The sequence below is a fragment of the Mesorhizobium sp. M0030 genome, assembly GCF_040323695.1.
Classification (GTDB): domain Bacteria; phylum Pseudomonadota; class Alphaproteobacteria; order Rhizobiales; family Rhizobiaceae; genus Mesorhizobium.
Genome location: NZ_JAMYVE010000002.1, coordinates 304612 through 317365, shown reverse-complemented (window position 1 = coordinate 317365; position 12754 = coordinate 304612). Strand labels below are relative to the sequence as shown.

The window sequence follows — 12754 nt, the reverse complement described above, 5'->3', positions numbered from 1 at the left end:
GCGCCAATCTCCCCCCTCGAGGGGGAGATGTCGCCGAAGGGTAGAGAGGGGGTCGTTGGGGGGCACGCGATAACGCCGTCGCGCGCGGAAATCGGCGGCCGCGCTGCAGGCGCGGCGACCCCCTCTGGCCTGCCGGCCATCTCCCCCTCATGTGGGGAGATCTGCAGCTCCAACGGCGTCTTTTTTCAGCCCAATGTTGTCATGTATCCTTGGAATCGAACGTAGAGCAGGGTTTATATCATGCGGTGGGTCTGGACGTTTCTGTTTGCACTGGTGAGCAGCGTGGCTTTCGCGGCCTCGCCGGAGGACGACTATGTGGCCGCGCGTGACAATGCGATTGCTGATATCGCAGCGCTGAACAGTGCGAACGCGGCAATCGAGACCATCGACGCTGAGAACGAGAAGGCGCTGGCCGACCTCCAGCAGCGTCTTGCCGGCATTATCGGGCCGCTGGCGGTCAAGGACTTTCCGCCAACCGGCACAATCAATATCGAAAGCCTCAGCGACTCCGATATCGGCTATGGCATGCTCGATGGGCTGCGATACACCAAGGGCGACGACGGCCCCAGCCTAGTGGCAACGACGCGAGGGCTGCTGGAGCGCTGGCTCCAGTCCAGAACCGCCGAGACCGACGAAAGTTTCAAACTGCCCGCCGGCATCGATGAGGCGCTTAAGCTGGATGCCTTCTATACCCAGGCGATCAACAGCGACGCCGCCTTCGAGGGAACGCTCGACTTTCCATTGAAGAAACCCGAAGGCGCCGACATCGCCTTCGCACGGCTCGGCGGCTGGACGCAGGACGTCGGGCCGATCTATGAGCAGGAAGTCATCGTTACGCTCGTCAAAGGCAACAGCGTGAGAATTATCGCAGCGCCGGCAGCCCCTGCCGTTCCGAAGATCGCCGCCTGCGACGCCGTGTGGGCTGCTGCGGACGCCGCCGCGCAGAAATTCCAGGAGGCCTACCAGGCATCGGACCTGAAGGACGAAAAAGCGTTCGAGTCCTCCAACGCCGCCTGGGACAAGGGCGACAGCGACTACCGGGCCTGCATGGCGCAGCGCCTGCCGGCTGACCCGGCTTTCCCGGCGCTGCTCGCCCAGGCGCAGGCGCTGGCCGATCAAATGGCTGGGAAGTAAGCCTCCCGCAAGGGCCCGCGCGGCAAGATCAGGCGGCTTGTTGCAATCTGAGGCGAATATGACTTCGCCGCTGGGTTGCAGAACGCTGCAACCTGGCGTCCTACTTTCGGACACTCATTCAGATTTCGGCTGGACCCTGGCAGCCAAAAGCTTACCGTTTGTTCTCGGATTCGTCTCGAAGCTCAAACTTAAGCTTTAGCTACTATGGTCGACCGAAGGACTACTGTCCTGGAAAGGTCTTCGGATCGAGTTGGCAGGTGCAATGCTCAATTCCGGCCGGTTGAAACGGGCCGTTTTTTCTTCCGCCAACTTGCCGGCGGCGATTGCCTTTGTCGTGCTTCTCGTCTGCGCCCTGGTTGCCGACCAGAGGAACAGAGAGGTCTCCGATCAGCTGGCGCGCGCCGACGTCCTGGCGAAGGTCAACATCATACGCGCCAAGCTCGAAGGCAACATAGGCGGCAATCTCCAGCTGGTTCAGGGTCTCGTTTCGACAATCGTTACCGAGCCTTATATGGGCCAGCAAAGATTTGCGGCACTCGCCCGTAATCTGTTCGAGCAAAAATCGCAGTTGCGCGATATTGCCGGCGCCCCCGACCTCGTCATCGCGCTGATGTATCCGCTGGAAGGCAATGAAAAAGCCATCGGGCTGGACTACCGCAAGAGCGATACGCAACGCATGGCCGCGCTTCGCGCCCGTGACCAGCGCGCGCTGGTGCTCGCCGGGCCGGTCAAACTGGCGCAAGGCGGACGTGGCTTCATCGGCCGTATCCCGGTCTTCGTGCCGACGGCGGGTGGCGGCGACCGTTTCTGGGGTATCGTCTCGGCCGTGATCGATGTCGATCGGCTCTACGCTGCCAGCGGACTGACCGACCCTGATCTGGATATCGATGTGGCGCTTATCGGCAAGGATGCGCTCGGCGGCGGCGGGGAACTGTTCTTCGGCGGCGATAATGTCGTGTCCGGCAATCCGGTGATGGCAGAGGTGCAATTGCCTTCAGGCTCCTGGCAAATTTCAGCCATACCGAAGGGCGGCTGGCCGACCGCTCCGAAAAATGAGTGGCTGTTGCGTCTGCTCATGGCGCTTGCCGGCGCGCTGGTGGTGCTGCCGATCCTCGTGGCAGGACGTCTTTTCGGTGAGCGGCAGAAAAGTGACGCCGAGTTGAGGCGCCTGTCCCGGCGGCTGGAGCTGGCGTTGGAAGCCTCTGCTATAGGCGTGTGGGAGCACGATACCGTCAGCAACGAACTCGTATGGGACGACCGCATCAACGAAATCTATGGCAAACCCGGCGGCGGCAAGACCCGTAGCTATGACGACTGGGCGCTGGCGATCCATCCCCAAGACTTCGAACGGGCTAAAGCAGATTTCGATTCGGCTGTTGCAACACAAGGCCCCTACTCTTCGCAGTATCGGCTCCTGCGGCCGGACGGCACCATTCGCCATGTGCGCACCCGCGCCAGTTTCTTCCGGGACATCGACGGCACGCCAAAAATGATCGGCGCCGAATGGGATGTGACAGGCGACGTGCTGCTCAACGAGAATCTCGTGCGTGAACGTCGCCTTTCAGAATCGAAAAATGCCGAACTGAACCTGGCCAAAGCCCGCATCGAGCATGTCGCGATGCATGATTCGCTGACCGGTCTGCCCAACCGTCGGTATCTGGACGAGATGCTTGCCGAAAACCGCGAAGCCGACGGCCGTGCGGCGTTGCTGCATCTCGACCTTGACCGGTTCAAGCAGATCAACGACACGCTCGGCCATGCAGCGGGCGATGCATTGCTGGTGCATGCTTCGAAAGTCATCAAGGCCAGCGTCGGCAGTGCCGATTTCGTTGCGCGCATCGGCGGCGACGAGTTTGTCGTGCTGAGCCATGGACGCGACGACAAGGAACTCGCCGCGCTGGCCGACCACATTATCGATGCGATGCGCCAGCCGGTCGACTATCTGGGTCACCAGTGCCGGTTCGGCGTCAGCATCGGCATTGCGGCCAATAGCGGCGTCGATGCAAGGCAGTTGCTTGTCAATGCCGATCTGGCGCTGTACCGGGCGAAAGGCCGCGGCCGCAACCGCTACGAGTTTTTCAACGAAGAGCTGCAGAGCGAGATCGTGCGGACCAAGCAGACCGCCGACGAGATTCTGGGCGGGCTCGAGCGGAACGAATTCATCGTCTACTATCAGCCGCAGTTCGACGCCAAGACGCTGGAGATCGTTGGCGTCGAGGCGCTGTCGCGTTGGGATCACCCGCAACGCGGCATGCTGACCCCCGACGCCTACATCAAGGTGGCTGAAGAACTCAATGTCGTGGCGCTTATCGACCGCACCGTCCTGGAGCAGGCGCTCGATAATTTCGAGCGTTGGTCGCGCAGCCACCTCAACATCCCGCGCGTCTCGGTCAACGTTTCCGCACGGCGCCTGGAAGACAGGGACCTGATCAAGGGTTTGCGCAAGCTTCCCATCAAGGAAGGGACCGTGTCGTTCGAACTGGTGGAGTCGATTTTCCTCGACGAAAACGACGAGCTGGTCAGCTGGAACATCGAACACATCAAGGGGCTCGGCATCGACGTCGAGATCGACGATTTCGGCACCGGGCATGCCTCGATCGTCTCGCTGTTGAAGTTGCGGCCCCGTCGCCTCAAGATCGACCGCCAACTGGTCACCCCCATCACCAGCTCAACCGCACAGCGGCAGCTTGTGTCGTCCATCATCGACATCGGCAAGTCGCTCGGGATCGAAGTGATCGCCGAGGGCGTCGAGACGATGGAGCACGCGCGCATCCTGAAAGAGCTTGGCTGCGACATCTTGCAAGGCTTCCTGTTCGGCTACCCGATGGACGCCAAAGCCTTCAAGGCCTTCGCGCAGTCGCGCAAATGGCTGGCGGCGAGCTGACAAATCCTGGCTTTGCTCGACGCAAATGCGGACGCAGGACCTGCGTCAGGTCCGCAGCCCCGGCGCCTCGTGCCCGGTCCTCTCCACATATTCGGTATAGCCGCCGCCATAGGTGTGGATGCCTTCGGGCGTCAGTTCCAGCACGCGGTTGGAGAGTGCGGCCAGGAAATGGCGGTCGTGCGAGACGAACAGCATGGTGCCTTCGTACTGCGACAGCGCCGTGATCAGCATCTCCTTCGTCGCGATGTCGAGGTGGTTGGTCGGCTCGTCGAGCACCAGAAGATTGGGCGGGTCGAACAGCATCAACGCCATCACCAGGCGCGCCTTTTCGCCGCCCGACAGCACCCGGCATTTCTTCTCGATCTCGTCGCCGGAAAAGCCGAAGCAGCCGGCGAGTGCCCTGAGCGGCGCCTGGCCGGCTTGCGGAAACGCGTCCTCCAGCGTCTGGAACACGGTGCGTTCGCCCTCCAGCACCTCCATGGCGTGCTGGGCGAAATAGCCCATTTTCACGCTCGGCCCCCGCGCGACCGTGCCGGTGTCGGGATCGGAAGCGCCTGCCACCAGCTTCAGCAGCGTTGACTTGCCGGCGCCGTTGACGCCCATGATGCACCAGCGCTCGCGGCGGCGGACCTGGAAATCCAGCCCCTCATAGATCGAGCGACTGCCATATCCCTTGTGGACGTTCTTCAGCGTCACGACATCCTCGCCGCAGCGCGGCGCCGGCTGAAAATCGAAATTCACGATCTGGCGGCGCTTGGGCGGCTCGACACGATCGATCTTGTCGAGCTTCTTCACCCGGCTCTGCACCTGGGCGGCGTGTGACGCCCGCGCCTTGAAGCGCTCGATAAAAGCGATCTCCTTGGCCAGCATGGCCTGCTGGCGCTCGAACTGCGCCTGCTGCTGCTTGTCGGCGATCGCCCGCTGCTGCTGGTAGAATTCGTAATTGCCGGAATAGGCGGTGAGCGAACCGGCGTCGATCTCGACCACCTTGTTGACGATGCGGTTCATGAACTCGCGGTCGTGCGAGGTCATCAGCAGCGCGCCCTCATAACCCTTCAGGAACTGCTCCAGCCAGATCAGGCTTTCGAGATCGAGATGGTTCGACGGTTCGTCGAGCAGCATGACGTCGGGCCGCATCAACAGGATGCGGGCGAGCGCCACGCGCATCTTCCAGCCGCCGGACAGTTTGCCGACGTCGCCATCCATCATCTCCTGGGAAAAGCCGAGGCCGTCGAGCACTTCGCGGGCGCGGCCATCGAGCGCATAGCCGTCGAGCTCCTCGAAACGATGCTGCGCCTCGCCGTACTTCTCGATGATCTCGTCCATCCGGTCGGCCTGCTCGGGATCGGCCATGGCCGCCTCGAGTTCGGCCATTTCGGCCGCCACGTCGCTGACCGGCCCGGCGCCGTTCATCACTTCGGCCACAGCACTATGGCCCGCCATGTCGCCGACATCCTGGCTGAAATAGCCGATGGTGACGCCGCGATCGACCTGCACCTGGCCCTCGTCGGGCTGCTCCTGGCCGGTGATCATGCGAAACAGCGTCGTCTTGCCGGCGCCGTTCGGCCCGACAAGGCCGACCTTCTCGCCCTTCTGTAGCGAGGCCGAGGCCTCGATGAAGACAAGCTGGCGGCCGTTCTGCTTGCTGATGCTTTCAAGACGGATCATGAGGCGGTCCGGGGGAGTTGGTGCAAAGTTGAGGGATTTGCCCGGGGCCATACGCGAATGAGCGCAAGGAGGAAAGAGGCAGAAGCGCCACAGATGGTGGCGAGGACCCGTCATCGCGCCCGAAACAAAAATCCAGCGATTGTCGAAAACCGCCCTCGCGGAACGACATTGGCACGGCGGCCTGCATGGCCCCCAAACAGCGACACCAACAGGCAGGAATATGACGATGGCCAAGATGCTCGTGATCTACAAAACCCCGGCTGATCCGGAGGCGTTCGACCGGCACTATTTCGAGGTTCATGTGCCGCTGGCCAAGAAGCTTCCCGGACTGCGGCGCTACGAAATCAGCAGGCGGCCCATCATCAAGCGCTCGGCGGGCGAGATTCCGTATCTGGTCGGGACACTCTATTTCGACAGCCTCGCCGATATGCAGAGCGCATTTGCCACCGAAATCGGCATTGCCTGCGCCGCTGACCGGCGTATACTCGCCCCAGGAGACGATGACTTGACGATGCTCCTGTTCGACGTCGACCAAGTGTGAATCTTAGCCGATCTCGGAGTGGAACGAAGGAGCCGCGCCGAAGCGGACGACGTTACTTCGCGTCGTGGAAGATGATTCCCACCGTATGCCGCCGTCCCGAGCGCAGGCGGCTGACGCCGTGCCGGAGATTGACGCGGTAGTGCCCTTTCGTACCTTGCACCGGGCGATTGTGGACAGCAAAGATCACTGCATCGCCCCGGGTCAGCGGCACCACTTCGGCACGGCTTTGCATGCGCGGGCGCTGCTCGGTCAGCACGAATTCGCCGCCGGTGAAATCCTCGCCCGGCTGCGACAACAGGATCGCGACCTGCAGGGGAAAAGCGAGGTCGCCATAGAGATCCTGGTGGAGGCAGTTGAAGTCGCCGGGGCCATATTGGAGGAGAAGCGGCGTCGGCCGCGTTTGGCCGCCTTCGTGGCAAAGCTGGAGGAAGGCGGCGTGGTCATCGGGATAGCGCCGTGCCGCGCCCATGCGATCGTTCCAGTCGTTCGCGACGCCGGCCAGCCTGGGATAGAGCGCGGTGCGCAGGCCACCGACCAGATCCGGCAGCGGATAGCGGAAATAGCGGTACTCGCCCTTGCCGAAGCCATGGCGGGCCATCACCACATGGCTGCGGAAATGGTCCTCATGCGGATAGAGACCGGCGATCTCGGCGCACTCCTCGGGTGCAAGCAACGCCGGCATGACGGCGCTGCCGTGGCTGTTCAGTTCGCCGATCAGAGCACTCCAGTCCTGCGCTGCGACGCGCGCTTCGGCCGAATGGGCTGCGCGTTTGGTGCTTATCGAATGGATGGTCATGGATGCCTCCTTTGCTTGCGGTCAAAGTGGGGCGAACGAGGCGCCTGGGCCACCCGATTCCTGCGATGAACATTGTCATCTGCTGCCGGCAGCGATTAACTGTGTACATGCATCTTTCGATCGAACCGCTAAATGGCGTCAAAGGGCTTCCTCTCGGATCGTCTAAGGCGACTGTCAGATCCTTCTTTTCAGGAGAGCTCAAGGTCTTTCGGCGGAGCCCAACCAGCGTTCCGGCCGACTATTGGCCGGACCTTGGAGTATTCGCCTATTACAAGGCCGATGGCGCACTCGAAGCGCTAGAATTCACCTCGCCTGCGATCTTGGAACTGGGTGGCGCGTCGCTGTTTCCGATTTCCATGGAGGTTGCGCTGAGGTTCTTGAGACAAACCGACCCCAATGTGAAGGTCGAGATCGATAGCGCGATTTCGAATGCTCTCGGCATCAGCATCTGGACAGCCATAGGAAAAGAAGCGGACTCCCAGGTGGAAACACTTTTGCTGTTTGGAGCCGGCTACTACGGCTGATCCTTCCGGGCGATATCCACTGCAGATCGACTGCGTATCGATCGCATCAGACCGGATCGGCACCCTTGCGGCGATACGCCTCCAACTCAGGGTCCAGATCGACCCTCACCGCGTTTGTGAACAGGCAGGTCGCCACCATGATGCCGGCGAAGGCGACGAGGTTGACCAGCAGTGTGTCGTCGTAGCTAGCCTTGAGTGCCGCCCAGACATCGTCGGGAACGGCGTTGGTATCGGCAGCGACTGCCTTGCCGAATTCGATCAGCAAAGCTTCTTCAGCGCTGGGCTCGATCGCCTCGGGATCAAGACCGCTGTCGATCAGCGCGCGGCGGAAGAAGGTAAGCGGTATCTCGGCGCGGCATCTCTCGGAGATCGCCAGCGACAACAGCCAGACAGCGCGGTCGTCGAGTGCGGGCTTGAGCAGATCGCGCAGGGTGAACCATTCGGCATAGATGCGGTGGGCGGCCGGTGAATGCAGCAGGATGCGCTTCATGTTGGTCATGCGTCCGCGCAGGCCAAGCTCCCTGTCGTGCTCGGCGCGGATGTCTTGCGATGCCGAGGCGTAGTCGATCGGCGGGATCATGGCCATGGGACGGTCCTTGGTTGGTGGTAGCGAGGCATTCTGCGACACCCTCACCCAAGCGTCGTATGCAATTGCGGCGCGGCGCGCAGCGTGTTGGACACCGTGCAGATCGCTTCGGCGTCCTCGACGATCCGCTGCTTGGTCGCAGCGTCGAGATCGCCTGAGATGTCGAGCCTGATGTTGAGCCTTTCGACGCGCGACGGCTCGTCCTTGGCCGTCTCGCCGCTGACCTCGGCGCGCACCTCGCCAAGCTCGGCGGCGACGCCGAGGCGTGAGGCGGCGATGCGCGCGCTCAGCACCATGCAGGCGGCGAGCGAGGCGTAGAGCAGGTCGAGCGGATTGAAGCCCGGCGCGCTGACGGCGGTGACGACATCGACTGCACCGCCGGTCGGAGTGGTGATGGAAGGCAAGCCGCCGGGCTGCAGCGTCGCCGTCGCGCCGGTGACGCGGGTTCTGACCTTCAACTCAGCCATCGCAAAAACCTTTCAGCCGGCAGTCCGGCAAAGGGGTAAGGATCGCCCGTGGCGTGTCCTGTCCCGCTATATGGTATGTCCTGGGCCGATACCGCAACCTCCGCAGAAGCGGCACCCTGTCAGCAATCTTCACCACGCCCGTTCCCTCTCCGCCCTGCCCTGCGGTAGGCTCGCGCGATCCGCAACAGGATCGCGAGAGCCATGATCGTCCAGGCCTGCATCAATGGCGCGCGCGCCGCCGATTTTCACCCCACGCTGCCGCTCGACGCCGAAGCCATGGCGCGCGATGGCGCGGCCTCTGTTGCCGCGGGCGCGGCCGAGCTGCATGTCCATGCGCGCGGAGCGGACCGCCGCGAAAGCCTTTCGCCGGCGGCGATGGACCCGACGATCGCAGCACTTCGCCGCGCATGCCCCGGTACGCTGATCGGCGTCTCCACCGGCGCCTGGATCGAGAACGACGACGTCAGCACGCTGGTCGCCATCGCCGCCTGGCGCGAACTGCCGGACTATGCCTCGGTCAATCTCAGCGAGGCGGCAGCACCCATCGTCACGGAAAGCCTGCGTCAGCGCGGCATCGGCATCGAAGCCGGTCTGGCTTCAGTCGCCGACGCCGAGCGTCTCGTCAGCCTCGACCATGGCGGGCGCGTGCTGCGCGTCCTGATCGAGATTTCCGAGCAGACGCTAGACGAGGCTTTTGCGGTCGCCGACGGCATCGAACAGGTCCTGGAGCGCGCCGGCATTCGCCGTGCCATCCTGCTGCATGGCGAGAACGCGACGGTGTGGCCGTTCGTGCGCCGTGCGGCGGATCGCAACTGGTCGACGCGCGTCGGGCTGGAGGATGGGAAGCATCTGCCGGATGGCACGGTTGCGGCCGGCAATGCCGCGCTGACGGCGGCAGCGGTGGCGATCTTCCAGGCCGGGCGATAGCGCATACAAGCAGCGCGCCAAGGCATCGCCGAGACGATGGCGATCGCAAGGCCCGGGCCGCGAAAGTCGGTGAAAGCTATTCAAATTTTATGTATTAATTAAACCGGCAGTTAATCGTCGCATCAACGATCTCATCTGTGTTAATATTCTCCGGCATCGGGGACATTTTTTAATGAACGTCATTCCGGATAATGATCACGCTGCGCCGCGTCGGATTCAACAATATACATCGATACAGACCCTGCGGGGGCTAGCAGCCCTTATGGTTGTTATCTATCATCTTCCGGCCGCACTAGGCGTGCTCGATTTGCCTATTCCCATTCTAAACAGCGGCGTCGACCTGTTTTTCGTCATCAGCGGTTTTGTCATGGTTCTCTCGACGGAGAACAGACATCGCGACCACCGTGCTTTTTTGATGCAGCGGTTCACGCGCGTCGTTCCGTTCTATTGGGTCATGACCTTCCTCATGGTCGCCGCACTTTGGCTGTTTGCCGGTCGTGGAGTGTCCTTTGAGCAGATTACCAATAGCCTGTTTTTCGTGCCCTATCTCGATACGGCCACAGGCTATGTCCAGCCAGTGCTTGGCGTGGGTTGGACGCTCAATCTGGAAATCCTGTTTTACATTCTGTTCGCGGCGACTATGGGTTTTGGTGCGCTGACGCAAATGGCCACGATTGGCGTTGTCTTTGCAATCGCCGTAGCCGCACGCATTATCTTCAAACCCGCCGCCGACACTGTGCTGTTTTTCTATACCACGCCAATCCTGTTTGAGTTCCTTGCCGGCATGGCTGTCGGCCGTCTGGTCGGCAGACTGCTGCGTTTGCCCGCTTTCCTGGGTGCCTCGGCTGTCGGGTTCGCTATTGTGTCCACACTGGTGATGGTACTTGGCTTCAACTTGCCGCGAACCCTTGCTCAAGGTATCCCGGCGCTGATCCTTGTCGCGGGTTGCATCAGCCTGGAGAGCTACTTCCGACTTTTTGCTCCTCGCGTGCTGGCAAGGCTGGGAGATGCTTCCTACTCTCTCTATCTGACCCATCCTATCGTGCTGCTCGCGATCGCTCCTGTCGTTGCAACCGCCAATGTGTCACCATGGCTTGCAGGCATAGCTATTGTCACCGCCTGCATCGCCGTGTCCCTGGCGAGTTATAGTTTTATTGAAAGGCCGCTTTTGGCCATGTCGCGAATGAGCCTCTCCGCTTATCAGGTGAAGGCGTGAGTTGCGGCTACGCCGCAACTTGGTCGGCCTGTTATGCGGGTGCGTTGCTCACTACGACCTCGCGTCGCGTTCAAGCGACCACGGCGGCGGCAAGATCGTCTTCGCACTCCGTCGCCTAGTGCTGTCGCGCACATCCTCGACTGCCCCAAAATGCGCAGCGGTTTTGGGACGACATGCATCCTGTCTTGCCCGAACGCACACGGAAGGGACACAGAGGGATGACATAGCTCTTGCTGCTGTTAAAAATTCCCCATAAGGTATTTTTCATATCCGAAAGAAAATCCGATCGTTTCTTTCCCTTTATGAAAGCCTTGCCTTTTGCGTGAGCATCTCGATCAAACCGATCGACGGCTGGTAAAGCTGTTGTCGCAGGATGCCCAGCCCGGCATCAACCGGCTCGCCGAGACGATGGCGATCTCGGTGCCGACGGTGCGCTCAAGGTTGCGCAATCTGCTCGACCGCAACCTCTTGAAGATCGTCGGGCTGCTCAATCTGACCGAACGCCCCGAGCTGATCTCGGCCATTGTCGGCATCAATGCGCAGGGACGTGGCCGCGCCCGGGAATTGGCGCAGCGCATTGCCGAACTGCCTTTCGTCAACTCGGCCTCGGTGGTTACCGGGCGCTTCGACATCATCGTCGACGTGACCGTCGCCGGCGATGTCGCCGACCTCTACCGCATCACCAGCGAGCTGATCCCCGGCGCCGGCATTCCCGGCGAAGTCGTGCGCAGCGAAACCTTCGTCGTCATGGCTTCATGCAACAAATGGGTCAGCCTTCCCGAAGGCTGCTGGTCGGAAGAAACACCGTCGCGCAAGGAGCCGGCATGAGAATAGCTGTTCTCGGCGGCCTCGGCCTGCAGGGACGGGCGGCCATCGCCGATCTCGTCGCCAGCGCCGGTGTCGAGGAAGTCGTCTGCGTCGATACGTCGGCCGACGGCCCTGCCCGGCTTGCCGGGCTGACCGACCTTTCCCGCGTGCGTTTCGTCGTGCCCGAGGGCCCCATCGGCCCGGCACTTGCCACCGTGCTGGCGGATGTCGACGCCGCCATCGATCTGTTGCCACAGCCATTGATGCGCGAGGCGGTGCAGGCCGCGATCGCAACGCGCACGCCGCTGGTCACCACCAATTACGGCAACGCGATTGCCGATCTGGCGGCGGAGGCTGAACAGGCCGGCGTTTCGATCATGACCGAATGCGGGCTCGATCCCGGCATCGACCTCGTGCTCTACGCGCGCGCCGCAAAGCAGTTCTCTAGGATCTCCTCGATCGATTCCTATTGCGGCGGCATCCCCGAACCGAAGGCGATGGCGAAGCCGCTCTGCTACAAGGTGAGCTGGAATTTCGACATGGTTCTGGTCAGCCAGAACCGCGACAGCGTGATGATCGAGCATGGCAAGCGCGTCGAAGTGCCGGCCGGGCGGCAGCACGACAATGCCTTCATCCACGAGATCGAGGTCGCGGGCCTCGGCCGGCTGGAAGCTTTCCCCAATGGCGACGCGCTGCACTATGTCGAGATGCTGGCGGCCGCCAAGGGATTGCAACGCTCGGGCCGCTATACACTGCGCTGGCCGGGATGGTCGGCGTTCTGGGCGCCGCTGAAGGAACTCGGCTTCCTCTCCGAAGACAAGGTGCCCGGCACCGGCGCCAGCCCCCGCGAATTTCTCGGCCGGCTGCTCGGCCCGCAATTGCAGTATGGCGCTGACGAGAAGGACCTTTGCGTGATGCGCAATGTCTTTTCCGGTCTCGAGGGCGGTCGCGCCAAAACGGTGACATCGGACCTGATCATCGAACGCGACCTGGCATCCGGCCTGTTCGGCATGAGCCTCGGCGTCGGCTATCCCGCCAGCATCGTGGCGCAGATGCTGGCGCGGCGCGAGATCGCCACACCTGGCCTGCTCAACCCGCTGCTGCATGTGCCGGACGAACCCTTCTTTGACGAGCTGGCGAGGCGTGGCATCAAGGTGACCGAAACGGTGGCCTGGGACTGACGATTTTCGAACGGTGGCTGCCG

General features: G+C 62.1%; 12 protein-coding genes. 8 read left to right on the top strand and 4 right to left on the bottom strand.

Going from position 1 to position 12754, the window contains the following annotated elements:
• The first annotated feature begins 240 nt into the window (after window positions 1–240).
• Together NKJ80_RS05460 and NKJ80_RS05455 are read left to right on the top strand one after the other, a co-directional pair.
• Entirely contained in the window at window positions 241–1134 is an 894-nt protein-coding gene (locus NKJ80_RS05460; RefSeq protein ID WP_352497194.1) for a hypothetical protein, read from the top strand.
• Window positions 1135–1396: 262 nt separating this feature from the next.
• Window positions 1397–4018, top strand: coding sequence for a bifunctional diguanylate cyclase/phosphodiesterase (locus tag NKJ80_RS05455; protein WP_023827696.1), 2622 nt, complete (start codon window positions 1397–1399; stop codon window positions 4016–4018).
• Window positions 4019–4063: 45 nt separating this feature from the next.
• Here NKJ80_RS05455 and NKJ80_RS05450 read toward each other — a convergent pair whose 3' ends face one another.
• Complete coding sequence (locus tag NKJ80_RS05450; protein ID WP_023670331.1) at window positions 4064–5686, bottom strand: ABC-F family ATP-binding cassette domain-containing protein; 1623 nt, start codon at window positions 5684–5686, stop codon at window positions 4064–4066.
• A gap of 226 nt (window positions 5687–5912) precedes the next feature.
• Here NKJ80_RS05450 and NKJ80_RS05445 point away from each other — a divergent pair, with 226 nt between their 5' ends.
• Window positions 5913–6227 (top strand): EthD family reductase, encoded by a 315-nt coding sequence (locus NKJ80_RS05445; RefSeq protein WP_023814884.1) that lies wholly within the window; start codon window positions 5913–5915, stop codon window positions 6225–6227.
• Between the two features lie 52 nt (window positions 6228–6279).
• Here NKJ80_RS05445 and NKJ80_RS05440 read toward each other — a convergent pair whose 3' ends face one another.
• Window positions 6280–7023 (bottom strand): 2OG-Fe(II) oxygenase, encoded by a 744-nt coding sequence (locus NKJ80_RS05440; RefSeq protein ID WP_023705198.1) that lies wholly within the window; start codon window positions 7021–7023, stop codon window positions 6280–6282.
• 65 nt (window positions 7024–7088) lie between these two features.
• Here NKJ80_RS05440 and NKJ80_RS05435 point away from each other — a divergent pair, with 65 nt between their 5' ends.
• Entirely contained in the window at window positions 7089–7547 is a 459-nt protein-coding gene (locus tag NKJ80_RS05435) for a hypothetical protein (RefSeq protein ID WP_050586866.1), read from the top strand.
• Window positions 7548–7593: 46 nt separating this feature from the next.
• Here NKJ80_RS05435 and NKJ80_RS05430 read toward each other — a convergent pair whose 3' ends face one another.
• Together NKJ80_RS05430 and NKJ80_RS05425 are read right to left on the bottom strand one after the other, a co-directional pair.
• Window positions 7594–8133 carry a carboxymuconolactone decarboxylase family protein gene (locus NKJ80_RS05430; RefSeq protein WP_023695530.1) on the bottom strand — a complete coding sequence of 180 codons (540 nt, stop codon included), beginning with the start codon at window positions 8131–8133 and terminating at the stop codon, window positions 7594–7596.
• A gap of 44 nt (window positions 8134–8177) precedes the next feature.
• Complete coding sequence (locus tag NKJ80_RS05425) at window positions 8178–8600, bottom strand: OsmC family protein (protein WP_023814886.1); 423 nt, start codon at window positions 8598–8600, stop codon at window positions 8178–8180.
• 201 nt (window positions 8601–8801) lie between these two features.
• Here NKJ80_RS05425 and NKJ80_RS05420 point away from each other — a divergent pair, with 201 nt between their 5' ends.
• The 4 genes from NKJ80_RS05420 to NKJ80_RS05405 all read left to right on the top strand — a co-directional run bounded on the left by NKJ80_RS05420 (window position 8802) and on the right by NKJ80_RS05405 (window position 12731).
• Window positions 8802–9527 (top strand): 3-keto-5-aminohexanoate cleavage protein, encoded by a 726-nt coding sequence (locus NKJ80_RS05420; RefSeq protein WP_352497193.1) that lies wholly within the window; start codon window positions 8802–8804, stop codon window positions 9525–9527.
• A gap of 172 nt (window positions 9528–9699) precedes the next feature.
• Window positions 9700–10743: an acyltransferase family protein gene (locus NKJ80_RS05415; RefSeq protein WP_084558235.1), complete on the top strand. Its 1044-nt coding sequence runs from the start codon at window positions 9700–9702 to the stop codon at window positions 10741–10743.
• Window positions 10744–11061: 318 nt separating this feature from the next.
• Window positions 11062–11571 carry an Lrp/AsnC family transcriptional regulator gene (locus NKJ80_RS05410; protein ID WP_023670324.1) on the top strand — a complete coding sequence of 170 codons (510 nt, stop codon included), beginning with the start codon at window positions 11062–11064 and terminating at the stop codon, window positions 11569–11571.
• Window positions 11568–12731: a saccharopine dehydrogenase family protein gene (locus NKJ80_RS05405; RefSeq protein WP_023695533.1), complete on the top strand. Its 1164-nt coding sequence runs from the start codon at window positions 11568–11570 to the stop codon at window positions 12729–12731. Before NKJ80_RS05410 ends, NKJ80_RS05405 begins: the two co-directional genes overlap by 4 nt.
• Window positions 12732–12754 lie beyond the last annotated feature (23 nt).